Origin of the sequence: Pseudomonas sp. p106, from assembly GCF_003936645.1 — a bacterium.
Classification (GTDB): Bacteria; Pseudomonadota; Gammaproteobacteria; order Pseudomonadales; family Pseudomonadaceae; genus Aquipseudomonas; species Aquipseudomonas putida_E.
In genome coordinates this window covers 49,307-71,246 of record NZ_RHQR01000018.1, presented here as the reverse complement: position 1 = coordinate 71,246, position 21,940 = coordinate 49,307, and the positions used below count along the sequence as shown (strand labels likewise).

Annotated in this window: 7 protein-coding genes; 3 read left to right on the top strand and 4 right to left on the bottom strand. The window is 65.3% G+C overall.

Annotated features, from left to right (window positions below; genetic code table 11):
- Position 1: 1 nt before the first annotated feature.
- Genes EGJ09_RS20595 through EGJ09_RS20585 form a run of 3 tightly spaced genes read right to left on the bottom strand, consistent with a single transcriptional unit; the run spans position 2 to position 4,576 of the window.
- Positions 2-1,213, bottom strand: a complete 1,212-nt coding sequence (locus EGJ09_RS20595; protein ID WP_046785279.1) for a cytochrome c — start codon at positions 1,211-1,213, stop codon at positions 2-4.
- A gap of 2 nt (positions 1,214-1,215) precedes the next feature.
- Positions 1,216-1,752, bottom strand: coding sequence for a (2Fe-2S)-binding protein (locus EGJ09_RS20590; protein WP_046785280.1), 537 nt, complete (start codon positions 1,750-1,752; stop codon positions 1,216-1,218).
- Positions 1,745-4,576, bottom strand: a complete 2,832-nt coding sequence (locus EGJ09_RS20585; RefSeq protein WP_125924661.1) for a xanthine dehydrogenase family protein molybdopterin-binding subunit — start codon at positions 4,574-4,576, stop codon at positions 1,745-1,747. The genes EGJ09_RS20590 and EGJ09_RS20585 overlap by 8 nt, the downstream gene beginning before the upstream one ends.
- 265 nt (positions 4,577-4,841) lie before the next feature.
- Between EGJ09_RS20585 and dsbD the strand changes: the two genes are divergently transcribed.
- From dsbD to dsbG, 3 genes are read left to right on the top strand one after another with little or no spacing between them, the layout of a single operon-like run.
- Positions 4,842-6,554, top strand: coding sequence for a protein-disulfide reductase DsbD (gene dsbD / locus EGJ09_RS20580; RefSeq protein ID WP_125924660.1), 1,713 nt, complete (start codon positions 4,842-4,844; stop codon positions 6,552-6,554).
- The gene (locus EGJ09_RS20575) at positions 6,554-7,390 is read left to right on the top strand and encodes a TlpA family protein disulfide reductase (protein ID WP_125924659.1); all 837 of its coding nucleotides are present in this window, start codon (positions 6,554-6,556) and stop codon (positions 7,388-7,390) included. The genes dsbD and EGJ09_RS20575 overlap by 1 nt, the downstream gene beginning before the upstream one ends.
- A 1-nt stretch (position 7,391) precedes the next feature.
- A complete protein-coding gene (gene dsbG / locus EGJ09_RS20570) occupies positions 7,392-8,150 on the top strand; it encodes a thiol:disulfide interchange protein DsbG (protein ID WP_125924658.1) in 759 nt (252 codons plus the stop codon).
- Between the two features lie 818 nt (positions 8,151-8,968).
- Here dsbG and EGJ09_RS20565 read toward each other — a convergent pair.
- Positions 8,969-21,922 carry a non-ribosomal peptide synthetase gene (locus EGJ09_RS20565; protein ID WP_125924657.1) on the bottom strand — a complete coding sequence of 4,318 codons (12,954 nt, stop codon included), beginning with the start codon at positions 21,920-21,922 and terminating at the stop codon, positions 8,969-8,971.
- Positions 21,923-21,940 lie beyond the last annotated feature (18 nt).

Genomic DNA, 21,940 nt, shown 5'->3' with positions numbered 1-21,940 from the left:
ATTACTCCGCCTTCAGCTCAGCTAGCTGCTGTACGCTCAAATCACCCGGCAATCCGCCCCAGGCCTGACGCAGGTAGTTGACCATATCCGTGACCTGCTCATCACTGAGTTTGTCGGCAAAGCCTGGCATTGGCTGCATGCGTTCGAAGCCTGTGAATTGCTGCTCACGGATACCGTCGAGGATGGCCTTGACCAGGTTGCGCGAGTCCCCCTGACGCAGCACCGTGTTGCCCTGCATGGCCACCGCGATATGCGGCTTGCCTTCGCCGTCGACACCGTGGCAGCCGGCGCAGACGTTGAGGTACTGCTGACGGCCGCGCTTGGCGCTGTCGCTGAGCTGGTCCAGGGGGACTTCCTGTATGACCTTGGCAGGCGGTGGCTGTTCACCCAACAGATAAGTGGCCATGGCAGCCAGGTCGGCGTCCTTGAGATGCTGGGTGCTGTGGTGCACCACCGGGTACATCTCGTTGAACATGCTGCCCTGGGCGCTGATGCCGTGCTTGAGGAAGGTGGTGAGGTCGGGGTGGGTCCAGCCACGCTCGGCCAGGTCCTTGGCCAGCAGGCTCGGTGCCAGGTAGCCATTGAGCAGCCCGCCGGTCAGGCGCTGATCCTGCTGCAGCGCACCAATCGGGTTACGCGGGGTATGGCACTCGCCGCAGTGGCCCATGACTTCGACCATGTACTGCCCGCGCTGCCATGCCGGGCTCTTGCCGTCGGTGGGCTGCAACTGCACGCTCTTGCCGTACAGCATGTTCCAGCCCGACAGGCCCATGCGCACGTTGAACGGGAAGCTGAGCTTGGTCTGCGGTGCCGGGCGGTTGATCGGCGGCACGGTCATCAGGTATGCAAGGATCGCGTCCGAGTCTTCCCGCAAGATCAGGTGGTACGAGGTGTAGGGCATGGCCGGGTACAGGTTGGCGCCGTCCTTGCGTTTGCCCTCGGTGACGGCCGCAAAGAATTCGTCGGCCGTGTAGTTGCCGATGCCGTACTGTTTGTCCGGGGTGATGTTGGTGCCATAGATGGTCCCGAACGGCGAGTGGATCGGCAGGCCGCCGGCATACGGCGCGCCGCCTTCGGCGGTGTGGCAGGCCATGCAGTCGGCAGCACGGGCCAGGTATTCCCCACGTTTGACCAGCGCCTGGTCATCTGCCTGGGCAACCATGGCGACGGCAAGGCCCAGCGCCAGCGTGAGACCGGAACGAACGAACGCCATGCTCAACCCTCCTTGACCAGGCCGAGGTCGTTGAGGACCGTGCGGGTAGCATCGTAATAGCGTACGTAGCCGGTGCAGCGGCAAATGTGATGCCCCAGGCTCTCTTCGATGCGGTCTTCAAGTTCGCTCTTCTTCACCGGTTGGCGCTGGGCACTTTCCACCAGCACGGTCGCCGCGTTGACGAAGCCGGGTGCACAGTAGCTGCACTGGAAGGCGAACAGGTCGACGAACTTCTGCTGGATCGGGTTCAGTGTGAAGTTGCCGGCCTCGTCCTGCTTGGCATGGCTCTCGATGGTACGGACCTTCTTGCCGGCAAAGTAGTGGGCACCGGTGATGCAGGTGCGCACTTCTTCGCTGGTGCCATCGGGGTTGTCGACGATCACCACGCAGGCATGGCAGATACCCTGGCCGCAACCCAGGCGCGAGCCGGTGAGGTTCTGGTGTTCGTGCAGGTAATCGATCATCGCCAGGTCGTCGGGGACCTCGACCGGACCGACAGGTTGACCATTGAGGGTCAGTTGAAGCGGACGGTTAGCCATTGAGGGCCTCCTTGATGCGGGCTGGAGTAATCGGAAGATCGCGAACACGCTTGCCAATGGCATGGGCCACGGCGTTGCCGATGGCACCGACCACCGGGATCATCACCACCTCGGCAATGCCCTTGGACGGGTCGGTGGGCGACAACGGTGGGAGGATCTCGGACGTCTGCTTCCAGACGGCCACGTCCTTGGCATGCGGCAGGCGATAGCGGTTGAAGTTCCAGTCGCCCTCCCCCGGGCCACCCTCATGCAGTGGCATCTCTTCGGTCAGCGCATGGCCAATGCCCATGGCGATGCCGCCTTCGAGCTGGCCCTTGACCAGCTCCGGTACCAACACCCGGCCGCACTCGACCCAGCTGTGATGGTTGAGCACCTGGACTTCATGGGTGCCCTTGTTCACTTTCACTTCGACGATAGTGGCCACCGGGCTGTAGTAAGTGACCATGGCGTTGTTCAACTGGGTGGCCGGGTAGGCGGCGTTCTGCCGGTCGAGCAAGTGGTAGCCGTTGCTGCTCATCTGCGCTTTCTTGGCGTTCGGTGCACCCTCACCGTATTTAACGGCCACGGCATCGAGCGGGAAACGCTCGCGCACGCCGTCGATGACGAAGTCGGCTTCTGCCCAGCTCCAACGGTTGAAACCGTGAACGCTGACGCCGGTGACCAGGCCCATTTCGTGGGCTTTCTTCGCAAGCTCGGCGAAGGGAATAGGCGCCAGCCCGTTGCCGGTCAGCTCACCATTGACCCATACCGCGTTCTCGCGGCGCACCACCAAGGGGTTGGCCTGCCCGCCGAACGGGCCTTGGCGCCACAGTGCCATGGCCGCCGGCCAGAGGCCATGATTGAACAGCACGCGCGCCGCTTCCCGGGTGGCGTGGCTGAAATAGAACGCCGAGTTGGTCGCCGACGATGGCGATGCCAGTTTGCCGACCCAGCGCGGGTTGCGCAGCGCCGCATCCTGCTCGGCCTGGCTGATCAGGTAGGGGTTGCCACTGGTGGCCAGTTGCAGTTCAGGCCACTCGGTCACTGCGGTCTTCACCTCGTCGGCCGAGCGGCCGAGGAAGTCGCTGACCACCAGGGCCTGGGAAGTGGACATGCCGGTGCCCAGTTCGGTGCCGATGTGGCGCAGGCTGATGCGGCCATCGGCAGTGAACTCGACGCTGGCCATCGGCGCTTCGGAACCGGTGCCGAAATCCTTCTGGCAGATGGCAAAGCCCACGCCGTACCAGTGGTCCGGGTCCTTGGCGTCCATCTGTCGCTTGCGCGCGTCACGGTTGCGCCACCAGTCGTGGGCAGCAGCCTTGTCGAGGATCTCGTGCAGGCGCAGAGCGCCGGCGGGCACTGCGCCCTGGGTGTTCTTCATGCCTGACTTCAGCGCATTGGCCCGACGCAGGTCGATGGCATCGACACCCAGGCGTTGGGCGACCTCGTCGACCATCATTTCGGTGGCCGCCATGGTCTGCAGGGTACCGTAGCCACGCATGGACCCTGCCTCGACGCCCCGCGAGTGGTAGGCGGTGACGGACAGGTCGTTCTGCGGCATGTAGTAGATCGACTGCGCCGCCGTGGCCCCGACTGCGGCCACCGACGGGCTGTAGTTGATGCGGCCACCGCCGTCACAGCTCATGTCGGCGCGGAAGATCCTGAAGCTGTTGTCCTTCTTGTCCACGGCCAGTTGATAGCGGATGTCGAAGGCATGACGCTTGATGCCGCTCTGGAACTGCTCATAGCGGTCGTTGGCCAGGCGGACCGGCACACCAGCGCCATACAGCGCGGCAACCGCGGCATAGAACACGAAGATGTTGTTGTCTTTGGAGCCATAGCCCACGGTGTAACCCGGGTGCATGTTGAGGTGTTTGAGGGCGAAGCGCGACGGCTTGATCATGTGCACGCAGTCCTGCGCCACTTCGAACGGGCACTGGGTGGCGACCACGAAGTGCAGCGTGCCGGTGCCGGCGTCGAACCAGCCATTGCCGTTGTCGGGCTCAAGCGCCGCCGGTTCGATGGAAGGCGTCTTGTAGCGCTCATCGAACACCAGCCAGTCTTCGGGCGGGTTGTCCAGTTGCTCGCCGATGCGTTTGGCGTAGAACAGGCCCTGCTCGGTGAGGTCGCCGTGCTGGTTGGGCTGCTTGGACCACACCGGCTTACGGTTGAGAATGGTGGGGAACAGCATGGCGTTCTTCAGGCTGGAGAACTCATCGTCGTCGAACGGCGTGGCACCGCCAACGCGAACGAAGCGGAAGCTGCCATAGGGGTCGCGCTGATACAGCGGGGCCTGGGCCCCGTAGCGGATCGCCTTGTCGTTGAACTGCAGCTTGCGCTTGGCCTGGCGGAAGCGCTCGAAGTCGTTCCAGATCAGGATCGCCACCGGGTGGCCAATGAACATCGGCACCTTGCCAGGTGGCAACAGCGGGTCGGGCGAATGGGCTTCGGGCCAGGCAATGCCGTCCTTTTCCAGGTCAGCGGAGGTGACGATGCGGTCTGGCTGCAACCCGGCGCCGAGCCACTCAAGGTCGTAACCGGCGTAGATACGGTCGGCCTTGGTGGTCTTGAGCAACATGGCGTGCCCTTGCTGCTCGGGCCAGCCGGGCATGTCCTTGGCGCGGATGTCGCGGGCAAAGACTTTGTTGCCGCACACCTTGGACAACGCGTCGTTACGGAAACGCGCCTTGCCGTCGTGGTTCATCCACTTCTGCGGCGAGGTGGTGACACGATCTTCCATCAGTGCGGCGAAGGCCTGGCTGCCGAGCGGCGCCATGCTCACGCCGACACCGGCGATCAGGCCACCTTGCAGGAAGGAGCGCCGGGAAATATCACGGTTGGACATGCTTGATCCTCTGGGCAGGCCGCTGCCTGCCCATCTTTTGATTCTTGTGCTGGAAACGCGGAAGGAGGTGAGCGCCGACATAGGGCGCTCACAAAAACTGACTTTCACGTCAACTTTACAGCACTCAAGTAGGTTTTGGCAAAGTCAAGCAGACAGTATGTCGCGGTATGTCCATGCTCAGCTCGCACGAACGTGGCCACAGGTTAACCTTGGGTTAATCGGCTCAGGCCAGCATGGCCCCGTTCAAATCTGCCAAGGCGAAGACATGCGCGTCCTCCTGCTCTTCCTAACATTCCTTATGGCCGGCCCGCTGCAGGCCAACCCGTTCGACGTAAAGCCCGACTTCCTGCCGGTGAACCAGGCGTTCGTCCTGACCCACGACCGCCAGGCCGACGGCCAGATGCGCCTTTATTTCCAGATCAAACAGGGTTACTACCTCTACCAGAAGCGCCTGAAATTCGACGGCCTGCCCGTCGAGCAGCACCCGCAACTGCCGCCGGCCCTCAACCATCACGATGAATTCTTCGGCGACAGCGCGGTGTACCGCGACCAACTCGAACTGCTGCTGCCCGCCAACGCCCAAGGCCAGTTGCGCCTGGGCTGGCAGGGCTGCGCCGACGCCGGCCTGTGCTACCCGCCGCAAACCACTGTCATCGACCTGGGCGGCAGCGCCGCGCCTGCCACTGACCAGGCCAGCGACCAAGCCCTGGCCAGCGGCCTGCAAAGCGCCAGCCTTGGCTGGAGCCTGCTGGCGTTCTTCGGCCTCGGCCTGCTGCTGGCGTTCACCCCTTGCTCGCTGCCCATGCTGCCGATCCTCGCCGGCCTGGTCATGGGCAACGGCGCCAGCGCACGACGTGGCTGGGTGCTGGCCGGGGTCTACGTGCTGAGCATGGCGCTGGTGTATGCAGGGCTCGGCGTGGTCGCCGCGCTGCTTGGCGCCAGCCTGCAAGCCTGGCTGCAGCAGCCTTGGCTGGTGGGCAGCCTGGCGGCGCTGTTCGTGTTACTTGCCCTGCCGATGTTCGGCGCTTTCGAATTGCAATTGCCAGCCGCCCTGCGTGATCGCCTGGACCGTGCCGGGCAGAGCACCCGGGGCGGCAACCTCTACGGTGCGGCGCTATTGGGGGCACTGTCCGGCCTGCTGCTCGGGCCGTGCATGACCGCCCCGCTGGCCGGCGCCCTGCTTTACATCGCGCAGAGTGGCGATGTGCTGCAAGGCGCGCTGGTGCTGTTCAGCCTTGGCCTGGGCATGGGTGTGCCGCTGCTGTTGCTGGTGACCTTGGGCAACCGCTACCTGCCGCGCCCGGGCGCCTGGATGGAGCGGGTCAAGGGGGTGTTCGGCTTCGTGTTCCTGGCCATGGCCCTGTACACCGTACGCAGCCTGCTCGCCGCACCGCTGCTGCTGGCCTTGAGCGGCGCGTGGCTGATTGCACTGGGCTGGGCCGCGTGGCCGGCCCTGCAGCGCTTGCCTGCCTTGCGCGCCGTACCGCTGCTGGGCGCATTGTGGGGTGGGCTGCTGCTGATAGGCGCTGCCGCCGGGGGCGATGACCTCTGGCAGCCGTTGCGCCCGTTTGCCGGTGGCCCCGCACCTTCGGCCACTCAGCACGCCGAAGATGCGTTTGTCACCGTCAGCCGCCCGGAGGACCTGCAACGTGAGCTCGATGCGGCCAAAGCCCGTGGCCAATGGGTGATGGTCGATTACTACGCCGACTGGTGCGTATCGTGCAAAGTCATGGAAAAGCAGGTGTTTGCCCGTGACGATGTGCAAGCCAGCCTGGCCGGCGTGCACCTGCTGCGCCTGGACGTGACAGCCGATGCCCCCGCCAGCCGCGCGCTGCTGCAGCGCTACCAGGTACCCGGCCCACCCAGCATCATCTGGCTCGGCCCGGAAGGCGAGGAACGCCGCGCACGGCGCATCACCGGCGAGGTGGATGCGGCCGCATTCCTGCAACATTGGGCCCAGACCAGGAGCCAAGGTTGATGCTGACTGTAACCTTGGGGCCCCTGACCATGGCCCTCAATCATCTGTTGATGCTCGCCGCCCTGGGCATCGCCAGCGTGGTCGGCTGGTGGGTCGCCCGGCGTGGCGGCGAAAGCCCGGAGTCGGCGCTGTTCAACCTGTTCCTGATCGGCCTGCTGTGCGCTCGGCTGGGTTTCGTGCTGGTTTACTGGCCAATGTACCGCGATGACCTGGTGCAGGTGATCGACATCCGCGACGGTGGTTTCCTGCTCTGGTCGGGGCTGATCGGTGTCGTGCTCGCCAGCCTCTGGCAAGGCTGGCGCCACCCCGGGCTGCGCCGCCCGCTGGGCTGGGCACTGTTCAGTGGCGCGCTGTTCTGGGGGCTGGCCAGCCTTGGCAGCCATCTGTACAGCAAGGGCACCGAGCTGCCAGAGCTGAGCCTGCGCAATGCCAGCGGGCAATCGGTTGCGCTGCACAGCTACCGCGGCAAGCCGCTGGTGATCAACATCTGGGCGACCTGGTGCCCGCCGTGCCGACGGGAAATGCCGGTGCTGCAACACGCCCAGGGTGAGTACCCTCACGTGACTTTCCTGTTCGTCAACCAGGGCGAGACGCCGGAAAACGTCAGCACCTTCCTCGCCACCACCGGCCTGAGCCTGACCCATGTGCTGTTCGACGGCACCGGCATCCTGGCCCAGCGGGTAGGTTCGATGGCCCTGCCCACCACCCTGTTCTACGACGCCAACGGGCGGCTGATCGGCAGCCACCTGGGCGAGCTGTCCCGGGCCAGCCTGCACCGTGCCCTGGAACCTTTCGAACGGGCCGCTGCGCCCGCCCCTGCCGCACAAGGAAAATGACATGCGACTGACTGCACTGCTGCCCCTGTCCCTGGCCCTGCTGGCCACCCCGCTGGCGCATGCCGAAACCCTGCCCAAGGCAATCGAGCAACTGCAAGCCAAGGGCGCCGTGATCAAAGGCAGCTTCGATGCACCCAATGGCCTGCGCGGTTACGCCGCCGAGTACCAGAACAACGGCATCGCCCTGTACCTCACACCCGATGGCAAGCATGTACTGGTCGGCAGCCTGTTTGACGAACAGGGCCAGGACCTCAGTGCCGCCCCCCTGGAAAAGCTGGTGTACGGGCCCATGTCCAAGGCCATCTGGGCGAAGCTGGAAGAAACCAGCTGGATCGCTGACGGCAAAGCCGATGCACCGCGCAAGGTATACCTGTTCAGTGACCCGAACTGCCCATACTGCAACATGTTCTGGCAGCAGGCACGGCCATGGGTAGAGTCGGGCAAGGTGCAGCTGCGCCATATCATGGTCGGCATCATCCGCGAGGACAGCCCAGGCAAGTCGGCGGCACTGCTGGCCGCCAAGGACCCGGCCAAAGCGCTGGAACAGCATGAGAAAGCAGGCAAGGCCAGTACGCTGAAAGCGCTGGACAAGGTGCCAGAGGCAGTGCAGCAGAAACTGGCGGCGAACCTGGCCTTGATGGAAGAAATGGGCCTGCAGGCCACCCCGGCGATCTTCTATCAGGATGAGCAGGGCAACCTGCAGAGCCAGCAAGGGGCACCGCGGCCGGAGTTGTTGGGGAAAATTCTCGGCAAGCGTTAAATGTTGCAGATTTCGGGTTCTCGGTACTCCTGAGATCGAGCGCCGCGCGGGCGGCGCTCGATCTCGCAAGCGCAACAATACCCCTCCCTGAAAGAAGGGGGGACAAAGCAGGTCCCCTTCCACCCGGCTATTGAGTTGCCCGCCGAAATCATCACGAAACACTAATCACAAAAAAAAACGCTATAAACGCATCGCAATCAATTCAAAGAATAAAAGCGAAAAGTACTACACCACTTCAAGAAAACCTGCCAGAACACCTCAATAAACGACAAGGTCCACCCATCCTACTTAGTCTCTGTAGGAAAACACCTAAGCATTATTCTTACATTTAAAAATCCCAATAAACCGCCGCATCAGTTTCGCTCGCTCAGGGCCGGATTAACACAGGTTGACATTTGCCAACCCTACAGCAACTCTTGACGCAGGCTTACTCTGCAGCCTGGCTGGCTTCAGTCACAGCACTTGATTTGCATCCCAGAGACGAAATGAAAACAATAAGAACCTACAACTATGAAATACTTAACTTTGAACCACCCCCAAACAACAACCTAAAGCACCGGACCTCCCCGCATCGGCCATGCCAGAGGACAAACATCACTCTATTATTGTGCACTCAGCTCATTGGCTACACGATCATCAACGCCACCATTCAAAACAATGAAGAAAACCTCTCGAAACGTATCGAATACTGGGTGACCGCAGCCACCTCTTTGCGGGTAAATCGACTCCCACAGGCTCGCCGCTGTATGTGATACAACGCAAAACCTGTGGGAGCGGGGTAGCCCGCGAAGAGGCCGTTACAGACTAAGCTGTGGCTGTCACAACCCCTCCAGCTCCGCCATCAGATCACTCAACCGATCCACCTTGCCCTCATCCAGCGCGCTGCCCTGCAGCCCACGCACATACTCCGCGAACTCCTCAACCGTACTGCACTCGAACATCGCCCGCAGCGGCACGTTCAACTGCAACTGTTTCTGCACCCGCGAGGCAATCTGCGTTGCCAGAAGCGAATGCCCGCCCAGCTCGAAGAAGTTGTCGTGCACCCCTACCCGCTCGGCCTTCAGCACGTCGGCCCAGATACCGGCGAGCTCCTCTTCCAGCTCGTCGCGTGGCGCCAGGTAGGCCTGGCCATGCTGGCCGCCGATGTCGATGGCCGGCAAAGCCTTGCGGTCAAGCTTGCCGTTGGCGTTGTGCGGCAGGCTGTCGAACCAGCCCCAGTGCAGCGGCACCATGTATTCCGGCAAATCAGCACGCAAGCATTGCTTGACCTGCTCAAGCAGCGCGGCATCGGCGGTGACGCCCTGATGAGCCACCAGGTATCCGACCAGGTGCTTGCCGTTGACACCGTCCTGTACACCCACGGCGGCGTCGCGGATTTCGGCCTGCTCGTGCAGGCGGGCTTCGATTTCACCCAGTTCGATCCGGTAACCGCGGATCTTCACCTGGTGGTCGATGCGACCGACATATTCGAACACGCCATCCGGGCGCTGCCGTGCCAGGTCACCAGTGCGGTACAGGCGCTCGCCCGGCGCACCATGCGGGTGGGGGATGAAGGCCAGAGCGGTACGCACCGAGTCGCCGACATAGCCCCGGCCCACGCCGGTACCGGCTACGCACAGCTCGCCCACCGCGCCCAGCGGTACCAAGGCCTGGTCCTCGCCGTACAGGTACAGGCGGTTGTTGTCGGTTGGCGTGCCGATCGGCAGGTAGCTGCCACGGGTCGAGGCCAGGTCGACGCGGAAGAACGCCACGTCATCGGAGCACTCCGCCGGGCCGTAGGCGTTGACCAGGCCGATGCCCGGGTAGCGCTGCAGCCATTGCGCGGCCAGCTCCGGCGGCATGGCTTCGCCGGTCGGCAGCATCCAGCGCAAGCCGCCCAGCGCCTGATGATCGTTGGCCAGCATGCCCTGGATCAGCGAGGGCACGCTCTCCAGCACCGTGATGCCGGTAGCCTGAACGTGCGTCAGCAGGCCCTGCGGATCGTGGGCGATGGCGTTTGGCACGATCTCGACCCTGGCGCCGAACAATGGCGCGGCAAGGAACTGCCAGACCGAGATATCGAAGCTCTGCGAGGCGGTCTGGGCAATCACATCCTGCTCGCTCAGCGCCAGGTACGGCACCTTGCTCAGCTGGTTGTTGAGCATGCCGCGCTGCTCGACCATCACGCCTTTGGGCAGGCCAGTGGAGCCTGAGGTGTAGATCACGTAGGCAAGATTGTCCGGCCCACTGTGGATACCCGGGTTGTGGCTGGCGATGTTGCTCGATTGCACCTCCTCCCATATCAACAGGCGCGGCCGCGCCACGCCGGCCAGTTCGTCCAGCAACAGGCGCGCCTGCTCGGCACAGGCTGCGCTGCACACCAGCACCGGCGTGCGGCTGAGCTCGACGATACGCTGCAGGCGCGCCGACGGCAGGCCAGGGTCCAAGGGCAGGTAACCGGCACCTGCCTTGAAGCTGCCGACGATCATGCCCAGCAGTGGCAGGCCCCGCTCGGCCAGCAGCGCGACCGGCTGATCGATGCCTGCACCCGCAGCGACCAGCGCATGGCCCAGGCGGTTGGCTGCCAGGTTCAAGCCGGCATAGTCATAGCTCGCCTCCATGCAACGGGCCACCGTGCGCTCTGGGTGCGCGGCGACCTGTGCCTCGAACTGCGCGACGTAGCTCTGCTCCAGGGCATAGGCCCGTTCGGTGCGGTTGCACGCCTGAAGCAGGAAGCGTTCCTCTGCCTCACCCAGCAACGGCAGCTCGCTGACCTGCCCGTCGAAACCTTGCACCAACGCCAGCAACAGGCGCTTGAACTCGGCCAGCAGGCGCTCGACGGTTGAATGGTCGAAGTAGCGCTGGTCGAACGACAGGTGCAGGCCAAGGTCGTCGCCCGGGTAGCACACCGCCGTCAACGGGAAGTTGGTGTGAGTACGGCCCGAGTCCGAGCTGGCGTTGAGGTGCTGGGCGTGGTCGAGCACCGCGGTTTCCACCGGGGCGTTCTCGAACACGAACAAGCTGTTGAACAGCGGCTGGCCTTTGGGCAGTTCGCTGCACTCCTGGATCGTCACCAACGGCAGGTATTCGTACTCGCGCAGCTCCATGTTGCGCTCCAGCAGGCCTTGCAGCCACTGGCGCACGCTGCAGCGCTGGCCCGGTTCGGGCAATTGCACACGCAGGGCGATGCTGTTGATGAACAGGCCGACGGTGCGCTGCATCTGCGGCATGCTCACCGGCCGCCCGGCCACGGTCACGCCAAAGGCGACGTCGCGCTCGCCGCTGTAGCGGGCAAGCACCAGGGCCCAGGCCGCCTGGGCGAAGGTGTTGATGGTCAGTTGGTGAGCCTGGGCCAGTTCGCGCAGGCGCACGCCATCACTTACCTCCAGGCGGGTGTAGCAGTCACCGACCAGCATGCCGTCACCGGCATGGTCATGACGCAGCGGGCGGTCGCTTGGGATCGCCGTGGCGCGCTCGAAGCCAGCCAGGTTGGCCTGCCACCAGCGTCGTGCTTCGCCCAGGTCCTGGCGTTGCAGCCAGCCGATGTAGTCGCGGTAGCGTGGCGGCACCGGCAGCTGGGCCTGGCGGCCTTCGCCGAGGGCCTGGTAGAGCTCGAAGAAGTCGTTCATCAACAACGAGCGGCACCAGGCATCGATGAGGATGTGGTGGTTGCTCATCATGAACCAGTAACGCTCATCGTCCACCCGTACCAGCCGCAGGTGAAACGGCGCCTGGCGCAGCAGCTCGAAGCCAGCCTCGCGCTCTTGCTTGTGCAGCGCTTGCAGGCGTTGTTCCTGGGCCACGTCGTCAAGGCCGCGCCAGTCCTGATAGTCGACAGGGGTGTTACCCGGTTTGTGAATGATCTGCAGCATCGCTTCGCCGGCATTCCAGCTGAACGATGCCCGCAGTGCCTCGTGGCGGGCCACCACCGCCTGCCAGGCCTGGGCGAAGCGCTGCGGGTCGAGGGCGCTGTTGATGCGGTAACGGTCCTGCATGTAGTAGATGCCGGTACCCGGCTCCAGCAGGGTATGCAGCAGCAGGCCCTCCTGCATTGGGGTCAGCGGGTAGACGTCTTCGATTTCGGCAGCCGGAACCGGCAGTGCGTCGATCTGTTCCTGGGTCAGGTGCGCCAGTGGGAAGTCCGAGGGCGTGAAGCTGCCCGTACCCTGGGCCAGGCAGTGGCCGACCAGGGCAAGCAGTTCGTGGCGATAAGCCTCGGCCAGGCGCGCAATGGTCTGCTCGTCGAAACGCTCGCGGCTATAGGTCCAGCGCAACTGCAAGGCACCGCCATAGACCTGGCCGTCGACGCTCAGCCAGTTCGGCAGTGGCGCGTCGAGGTCGTGGGCCAGGCCCGCAGGGGCATCCAGCGGCTGGAACAGCGCCGCACTGTCGAACTGCTGGTCGAACTGGCCGAGGTAGTTGAAGGTGATGCGTGCTTGCGGCAGCGCGGCCATGCTCTCGCGCCCGGCGTCATCAGCCAGGTAACGCAGCACGCCGTAACCCTGGCCTTTGTGCGGCACCTCGCGCAGCTGTTCTTTGATGCGTTTGATCGAGGTGGCGCGGGCGCTGTCGTCCTCACCCGCCTGAGGGTTCAGGCGCAGCGGGTAGGCACTGGTGAACCAGCCCACGCTGCGGGTCAGGTCCATGTCTTCGAACAGCCCGTCACGGCCATGGCCTTCTAGCTGCACCAGCACCTCGTCGTCACCGGTCCAGCGGCAAAGCGTGCGCGCCAGGGCAGTCAGCAGCAGGTCGTTGACCTGGGTGTGGTACGCCGCGGGGGCCTGTTGCAACAACTGACGGGTCTGCTCCACATCCAGGGCGATGGCCAGGGTATCGGCATGCCGCTGCAGGTTGCCGCCCTGCGGGTGATCGCATGGCAGTTCATGGCGCACATCCCCCAGCCGGTCTTGCCACCAGCCGAGCTCATCGCGCAGCGAATCGCTGCCGGCGTAGCTTGCCAGGCGCGCAGCCCAGTCGGCCATGGCGTGGGTCTTGGCCGCCAGCGGCTGACCACGGTACAGCGCCTGCAGGTCTTCGAGCAGCACGCGCCAGGACACTCCATCGACCACCAGGTGATGGATCGCCAGCAACAGCCGCTGGGCGCCCTGCCCGTCGCTGACCAGCAAGGCCCGCAGCAAGGGCCCCTGAGCCAGGTCCAGGCTGCGTTGTACGTCGGTGTACAGGGCCTGACAGGCATTGAAATCGGCCACCGTGGCAGTCCATAGCAGTTGCTCGCCAGGCGATGCGGCGTATTCGCCCTGCCAGCGACCATCTGCCTGGGTAAACCGCAGGCGCAGGCTGTCGTGGTGTGCCACCAGGGTGGCCAGGGCCCGCTCCAGCAGGGCGCTGTCCAGCGGCACGCGCGCCTGAAGCAAGACGGCCTGGTTCCAGTGTTGCGGTTGGGCCACCTCACTGTCGAAGAACCAGTGCTGGATCGGCGTCAGGCCGCTGCGGCCCTGGCGCTGGCCCTGCTCGATGCTGTTCGCCACCTCGCTGCGGCTGGCCACGGCGGCCAGTGTCTGGATGGTCTGGTGCTGGAACAGGTCGCGCGGGGTGAACTGCAGGCCCAGCTGACGGGCCCGGCTGACCACCTGGATGGACAGGATCGAATCACCGCCCAGTTCAAAGAAGTTGTCCTGCACGCCCACGCGGGAGATGTTGAGCACCTCGCGCCAGATCTGCGCCAGTTGCTCCTCAAGCGCGTTCGCAGGTGCCTGGTACTGTTCGCGGGCCTGTTCCAGGTCTGGCAGCGGCAAGGCACGGCGGTCCAGCTTGCCGTTGCCCATCAGCGGCAGGCTGCCCAGCAGTACCAGGTGCGTCGGCACCATGTAATCGGGCAGGTGCTGACGGGCGTGCGCCTTGACCGCTTCGCGCAACCGGGCCTGGGCCTCACTGTCAGCGCTGGCCTGCTTGCACACCAGGTAACCGACCAGCTGTTTGCCGCCGGGCAAGTCGTGAGCCAGCACCACAGCCTCTTCGATATCGGCATGCGCCTGCAGACAGCTCTCGATTTCGCCAAGCTCGATACGGAAGCCACGGATCTTCACCTGCTGGTCGGCACGCCCGACATACTCCACCAGGCCATCGGCGCGCAGGCGCACCAGGTCACCGGTGCGGTACAGGCGCCCACCGTCATGGCTGAACGGATCGGCGACAAAACGCTCGGCGCTCAAGCCAGGGCGGTCGTGATAGCCCTGGGCAAGCCCTACCCCGCCGATGTACAACTCGCCGATGCCACCTTGTGGCAGCAACGCCAGATCATCATCGAGGATATAGGCACTGCGGGCACCGATCACCCGGCCGATCGGCACGCTGCCGGCATCGGCGGGCAAGGTGTCAGGGGCAAGACAAGCCAGGGGCATGACCACCGTCTCGGTCGGGCCGTAGGCGTTGAAGAACTGCTGGGGGGCGAAGGCCTGGCGGATACGCGTCAGGTGCTCGCCGGTCAGCGCCTCACCGCCGGTGATCACCAGGCGTACCGGCAGTTGCTCGCCCTGCCCGGCCAGGTACTGGGCCAGCTGGCTGCCGTAGCTTGGGGTGAAACCGAGAATGCTGACCTTTTGCTCGCGCACCAGTTGGCAGATGTCCTCTGCGCCCCATTGCCCCTGGGCACGCAGCACCACGCGGGCGCCGCACAGCAGCGGCACCAGCAGGCGCTCGCTGGCCGCGTCGAAGTTGATCGAATAGAAGTGCAGTTCGCAGTCGTCGCTGCGCATGCCGAAGGCCTTGATCACCGCCTGGCAATGCATGGCGATTTCGCCGTGGCTGACCACCACACCCTTGGGTTTGCCGGTGGACCCCGAGGTGTAGATCAGGTAGGCCTGGTGCTGCGGCAGGTTGAGGTTGGCCAAGGGTGCATCGCTGTAGGCGGACAAACCTGCGGCGTCGTCCTCCAGGCTCCAGCGCGCTACGCCGTCGGGCAGTTCACCAAGGGTTTCGAGCAGCGCGCGCTGGCTCAGCAGCAGGCCGATGCGGCTGTCCTCGATCATGTAACGCAAGCGGTCGAGCGGGTATTCCGGGTCGAGCGGCACATAAGCGCCACCGGCCTTGAGGATGGCCAGCAGGCCGACGACCATCTCCAGCGAACGCTCCAGCGCCAGGCCCACGCGCACCTGCGGGCCGACCCCTCGCTCGCGCAGGGCTCGGGCCAGGCGGTTGGCCTGCTGGTCGAGCTCGGCATAGCTCAGGTGCCGGCCGGCGAAGGTCAGCGCGCCGGCTTGTGGCGTGCGCGCGGCCTGGGCGGCGAACAGGCCGTGAAGGGTCTGCTCAGGGGCGAGATCATGCTCACCCTGCAACTGGTCGAGCAATACCTGCTGTTCGGCCCCGGCCAGCATCGGCAGCTCGCACAGGCGCTGTTGCGGGTTTTCCAGCAGGCCGAGCAGCAACTGTTGCCAATGCTCGGCCATGCGCGCGATCCGCGGTTCATCGAACAGGTCGCGGCTGTAGGTCAGGCAGCAGCCAAGACGGCCATCGAGGTCGGTCACTTCCAGGTACAGGTCGAACTTGGTGGCGCTAGCATCGTTGACCAGGTAATCCACCTGCATGCCTGCCAGCTCACGGCTTTGCTGGAAGGCCCAGCGCTGCACGTTGCACATCACTTGGAACAGCGGGTTGTAGGCGCTGCTGCGCGGGGGCTGCAGGGCTTCTACCAGTTGCTCGAATGGCAGGTCCTGGTGCGACTGGCCTTCGATGGCGGCCCGGCGCACCTGGTCGAGCAAGGCGGCTGCGGTCATCTGCCCGTCCACCTCGCAGCGCAGCACCTGGGTGTTGAGGAAGGCGCCGATCAGCCCTTCGCTTTCGGGGCGGATACGGTTGGCCACCGGCGCACCGATGCGCAGGTCGCGCTGGCCGCTGTAGCGGTGCAGCAAGGCGGCCAGGGTGGCGGTCATGGTCATGAACAAGGTCAGCCCGCGCTGGCTGTTGAAGGCCTGCACGCGGGCAACCAGCGCCGGGTCCAGCTCGAAGCGGTACAGCTCGCCACGGTGGCTCTGCACGGCCGGGCGTGGCCGGTCAGCCGGCAGGGCCAGGACCGGGTGTTCGTCGCCCAGGCGGGCTTTCCAGTAGGCCAGTTGGCGCGCCCCTTCGCCGCTTTCCAGCCACTGCCGCTGCCAGACGCTGTAGTCCAGGTACTGCACCGGCAACGGCGTCAGTGGCGACTCGCGCTCATCGACGAACGCTTCGTACAGCTCGCCCAGTTCGCGGGCGAAGATGTCCATGGCCCAGCCTTCGGTGACGATATGGTGCAGCGTGAGCACGAAATAGTGCTCGCGCTCCGCGGCCTTGACCAGGCAGGCACGCAGCAGCGGGCCACGCTCCAGGTCGAACGGCTGGTGCGCCTGGGCGTCGGCCAGTTGCTGCAGGCGCTGCTCGCGCAGGGCTGCTGGCAAGGTGCTGAAATCCTGCCAGTCCAGGTGTACGGCGCCTTCGCCGGCCACGCACTGGTAGGGCACACCGTCAATGCTAGGGAACGTGGTGCGCAAGGTTTCATGGCGCACGATCAACCCCTGCAGTGCGCGCTCGAACGCATCCACATGCAGCGTGCCGCGCAGGCGCGCCATGCCGCCGACGTTGTAGGCCGGGCTGTCCGGCTCCATCTGCCAGAGGAACCACATGCGTTGTTGCGAATACGACAGCGGCACAGCCTGGCGGCGGTCGACGCGGGTGATCTCGCCCTGCAGGTTGCGTTCGCCGGCTTCGCGGATGCGGGCGATCTCGGCGCAGAAGGCGCCCAGCTCGCTGGCTTCGAACAGCACCTTCAAGGGCAGCTCGACATCGCAGGCCTGGCGGGTGCGCGAGACGATCTGGGTGGCCAGCAGCGAGTGCCCGCCAAGGGCGAAGAAATCGTCGTGCAAGCCGATGCGCGGCAGGTTCAGCACCTCGCACCAAATGGCCGCAACCTGCTGCTGCAACGCTGTCTGCGGCGCGACATGTTCGCGCTGCTGCCAGACCGGTGCCGGCAGCGCCTTGCGATCGACCTTGCCACTGGGCCCCAGCGGCATGTGTTCAAGCGCGATCAGTTGCGCTGGCACCATGTAGGCAGGCAAGCGTTCGGCCAGGCTGGCGAGCAATGCCTCGGCTTGCCCCGGGCCGCTGTAGTAGCCGACCAGCTGCGCGCCCACGGCGTCCTGATGGATCAGCACCAGCGCTTGCTCGACCCCCGGCTGAGCAAGCAGGCAGGCTTGGACTTCTTCGGGCTCGACGCGAAAACCTCGCACTTTCACCTGTTGGTCCAGGCGGCCGAGGTATTCCAGAGCCTGGGCCTGTACCTGCCAGCGGGCACGGTCGCCACTGCGGTACAGGCGCTCGCCATTGCCATCGGCCTGCGGCACGAAGCGTTCGGCGGTCAGGCCAGGGCGGCCGAGGTAGCCGCGGGCAAGCCCCGCGCCTCCCAGGTACAGCTCGCCTGGCACGCCCGGTGCGGCCAGTTGCAGTTCACCGTCGAGCACACGGCAGATCACGTTGCCCAACGGCCGGCCAATGGGCGAGCGTTCGCCGTCTTCAGCCTGGCAGTGCCAATGGGTGACGTTGATGGCGGTTTCGGTCGGACCATAGCGGTTGTGCAGTTGGACCTGCGGCAGCCGTTGCAGCACGCGGTCGCGCAAGCTCGCCGACAACGCCTCGCCACCGCAGAACAGCCGGCGCAAGCTGCTGCAGCCAGCGGCCAGCGGCTCTTGCACGAACACCTGCAGCAAAGGCGGCACGAAGTGCAGCGTGGTGACCCCGTGCTGCTGCACCAGCGCGGCGATGCGCTGCGGGTCACGGTGCTCGCCGGGGCCGGCCAGCACCAGCTTGCAACCGGTGATCAGCGGCCAGAAGCACTCCCAGACCGACACGTCGAAACTGATCGGCGCCTTCTGCATCAGCACATCGCCCGCATCCAGCGCATAGGTGGCCTGCATCCACTGCAGGCGTTCGGCCAAAGCTGCATGGGTGTTGCCCACGCCTTTGGGCTGGCCGGTGGAACCGGAGGTGTAGATCACATAGGCCAGGTTGTCGCCGTGCAGGTGCAGGCCAGGCGCGTGGCTTGGCCAACTGTCCAGGTGCAGCTGATCGAGGGCAATGGCACTGACGCCATCGACTTGCGGCAGGTTGGCCAGCATGCCGCTGTTGCTCAGTAGCAGGCTGGCCTGGCAATCGCGCAGCATGTAGGCCAGGCGTTCGGCCGGGTAGTCGACATCAAGCGGCACATAGGCACCGCCCGCCTTGAGGATCGCCAGCAGACCGACCAGCAGTTGCGGCGAGCGCTCCACGGCGATGGCCACGCAGCAGTCGGGGCCGACGCCTTTGTCGCGCAGGTAATGGGCCAGGCGGTTGGCTTGTTGGTGCAGTTCGGCGTAATCCAGGCTGCCGCCTTCCCAAACCAGCGCCCTGCGCTCAGGGGTCTGGCGCGCCTGTTCATTGAGTTGCTCGACCACCAGGCGCTGCGGTGCCGGCGCCGGCGCCTGGCCCCAGGCCAGCAATTGTTGGCGGCCTTGCTCATCCAGCAAAGCGACGTCGCCCAGGGCCAGTTGCGGGTCCGCGCACACTTGCTCGAGCAGCGCCAGCAGGTGCTGTGCCAGGCGGGTGACGGTATCTTCGGCAAACAGCTCGGCGGCGTAGTCGAAGGCCAGGCTCAGGCGGCCCAAGTGGTCTTCCTCGCTGTGCAGCTGCAGGTCGAACTTGGCTTCGCGGCTGTGCCACGGCAACTCTTCTGCCAGCAAGCCCGGCAGGCGGCGCAGGGCCGAGAGGTCGCGCTGCTGGAGGTTGAACATGACCTGAAACAGGCCCTGCTCACGGGCGTCGGGCAACGCTTCGAGCAGTTGCTCGAACGGCAGGTCCTGGTGGGCCTGGGCATCGAGGGTCGCCTGCCTTACCTGAGCCAGCAGTTGCGCGAACGGCTGGCGGCCATCGAGCTGCGCTCGCAGCACTTGGGTGTTGATGAAGAAACCGACCATGCCCTGGGTTTCCTGGCGCGGGCGGTTGGCATTGGGTACACCGACACGGATGTCGTGCTGGCCGGTGTAGCGGTGCAGCAGGCCCTGCCAGGCTGCCAGCAGCACCATGAACAAGCTTGCCTGATGTTCGCGGGCCAGGCCCTTGAGGGCTTCGCTCAGCTTGGCCGGTACTTTGACGTTCAAGCGTGCCGCACGGTTTGCCTGCTGGCTGGAACGCGGCCGGTCCGGGTGCAGGTCGAGCACCGGCAACGCGTCGCCCAGCCGGGCTTTCCAGTATTCAAGCTGGCGCGTGCTTTCGCCTTCAGCCAGCCATTGGCGCTGCCAGTTGCCATAGTCGGCGTAACCCAGTGGTAAAGGCGCCAGCGAAGCCTCAAGGCCCTGGCAACGGGCGGCATACAGTTTGGCGAATTCGTCGAGCAGGATGTTCAGCGACCAGCCATCGGCGACGATGTGGTGCAAGGTCACCCACAGCTGATGGTCTTCGTCACCCAGCCGCACCAGGGTCACGCGCAGCAACGGGCCCTGGCCCAGGTCGAACGGTAGCTGTGCTTCGGCTTCGCGGCGCTCGGCCACGTCGGTGGCTGGCAGCCCTTGCAGGTCCAGGTGCAGCAGGGTGAACGCCTGCCGGGGCAGGATGCGCTGCAGCGCCTGGCCGTGCTCTTCGCTGAACACGGTGCGCAACGATTCGTGGCGCGCCACCAGCGCCTGGAATGCGGCATCCAGCGCAGCTTCGTCCAGCTCGCCGCGCAGGTGCAGGCCGGCAGGTATGTTGTAGGCCGCCGACTGCGGCGCCAGCTGCCACAGCAGCCAAAGGCGGTTTTGCGCCAACGACTGCGGCAGGGCCTGCCCACGGTCAAGGCGGGCAATGGTCGCCGTTTCGCCACCCCCCTGGGCGAGGATTGCCGCCACGGCAGCGCTGTACTGCGCCAGGGTCGGTGCTTCGAACAGGGTGCGCAGGCCCAGCGCGATACCCAGTTCATCGGCCAGACGCGCAGTCACCTGGGTGGCAGCGATGGAGTTGCCGCCCAGCAGCAGGAAGTGATCATCGGCGGCGACTGATTCGGCCTTGAGCACCTCGCACCAGAGGGCCGCGATACGTGCCTGCAGGCCGTCGCCGGCAGCGGCAGTTTCACCGGTTTCGACGGGCGTCGGGAAGCGTGCGTAGCAGTCCAGGCTGCCATCGTCCATGCGCAGGCGGCAGGCCGATCGCTGCAGCTTGCCGCTGGAGGTTTTGGGCAAGGCCCCCGGGTTGAGCAACAGGACCACGGCAGGCGCCTGCCGGCAGGCGTCGGCGACGACCTGGCGCAGCGTCTTGATCAGCGCCTGGGGGGTGGACGCCTTCTGAACGTTACGGCTGATTTCCACCGCAACACCGATCCCCTCTTCACCCTGGTCGTCCACGGCAAATACCGCTACACGGCCCTTGCGCAGCACATCGACTTCACGTTCCAGGGTTTTTTCCAGGTCCTGCGGGTAGAGGTTCTGGCCACGGACGATCAGCATGTCCTTCAGGCGCCCGGTGACGAACACTTCACCTTCACGCATGAAGCCCAGGTCACCGGTGCGCAGCCACGTCTGGCCGTCCATTTCGACAAAGGTCCGCGCGCTGGCCTCAGGGTTGCGCCAGTAGCCCGAAGCGATGCTGGGGCCAGCGGCCCAGATTTCGCCAACCCGATTGTCACTCAGCACGTCCAGGCACTGTGGCTCGACGATACGGACCGCATGCCCTGGCTGCGGGTAGCCGCAGCTCATCAGCACGCTGCCCTTGCCGGCTTCTGCACGGTTGGCGGCGAAAGCGTCGCCGTCGAGTTCCAGCGCGCCGATGCCTTGGCCACGGCGGCTGCCGCTGACGAACAAGGTGGCCTCGGCCAGGCCATAACTGGCAAAGAAGCTACTGGGCGTGAAACCGCAGGGGGCGAACTTCTCGGCGAAGGTGTCCAGGCTGTCCTGGCGAATCGGCTCGGAGCCGGAATAGGCCACACGCCAGCGGCTCAGGTCGAGGCCGGCCAAGGCCGCCTCACTGACCCGTTCGCTGCACAGGCGGTAGGCAAAGTCCGGCCCGCCGCTGATGGTGCCGCCGTATTCGCTGATCGCCTGCAGCCAGCGCTGCGGCCGCGCGAGAAAGTAACCTGGCGACATCAGCACACACGGTACGCCACTGAAGATGGGCTGCAGCAGCCCGCCGATCAGGCCCATGTCGTGGTACAGCGGCAACCAGCTGACGATCACATCGTCGGGGTTGAGGTCGATGCCAAACCCATGGCGAATCAACTGCTCGTTGGCCACCAGGTTGCCGTGGCTGACCTGCACGCCCTTGGGCAGGGCGGTGGAGCCGGAGGTGTACTGGAGGAAGGCGATGTCGTCGCCGGCCAGCGCCGGTTCGCGCCAGTCACTGGCCAGGGCCGGGTCCAGGCCATCCACTGTCAGCAACTCAGGGGCGCTGTCTGCGACGAGTGCTTGCAGGCCCTGCAGGCTGTCGTGCAGCGCTGCCACGGTCAGCAGCAGGCGGGGCTCGGCGTCGTCGATGATCGACAGCAGGCGCTCCTGGTGATGCTGGCGCGAAGACTCCGGCGGGTAGGCCGGTACGGCGATGACACCGGCATACAGGCAGCCGAAGAACGCCGCCACATAGTCCGGCCCGCTGGGGAACAGCAGCACGGCGCGATCACCGAACGCGGCGCGGGCCTGCAAGGCTGCGGCGATGGTGCGTGCACGCATGTCCAGGTCCCGATAGCTGAGCACCGCCTGCTCGCCGGGCGCATCGGCCAAAAAGCGCAAGGCGATGCGCTCAGGGGTGTGCGCAGCACGTTGCGCCAGGGCCTGGACCAGCGAGAGCGGGAGTTCGAAGGCGTCCATCATGGGGTGTTCCTGCCAGTG

Excerpts from the sequence above, each read along its gene's own strand:
- EGJ09_RS20595 (WP_046785279.1), bottom strand. The coding sequence starts at position 1,213 with ATGGCGTTCGTTCGTTCCGGTCTCACGCTGGCGCTGGGCCTTGCCGTC.
- EGJ09_RS20590 (WP_046785280.1), bottom strand. The coding sequence starts at position 1,752 with ATGGCTAACCGTCCGCTTCAACTGACCCTCAATGGTCAACCTGTCGGT.
- EGJ09_RS20585 (WP_125924661.1), bottom strand. The coding sequence starts at position 4,576 with ATGTCCAACCGTGATATTTCCCGGCGCTCCTTCCTGCAAGGTGGCCTG.
- dsbD (WP_125924660.1), top strand. The coding sequence starts at position 4,842 with ATGCGCGTCCTCCTGCTCTTCCTAACATTCCTTATGGCCGGCCCGCTG.
- EGJ09_RS20575 (WP_125924659.1), top strand. The coding sequence starts at position 6,554 with ATGCTGACTGTAACCTTGGGGCCCCTGACCATGGCCCTCAATCATCTG.
- dsbG (WP_125924658.1), top strand. The coding sequence starts at position 7,392 with ATGCGACTGACTGCACTGCTGCCCCTGTCCCTGGCCCTGCTGGCCACC.
- EGJ09_RS20565 (WP_125924657.1), bottom strand. The coding sequence starts at position 21,922 with ATGATGGACGCCTTCGAACTCCCGCTCTCGCTGGTCCAGGCCCTGGCG.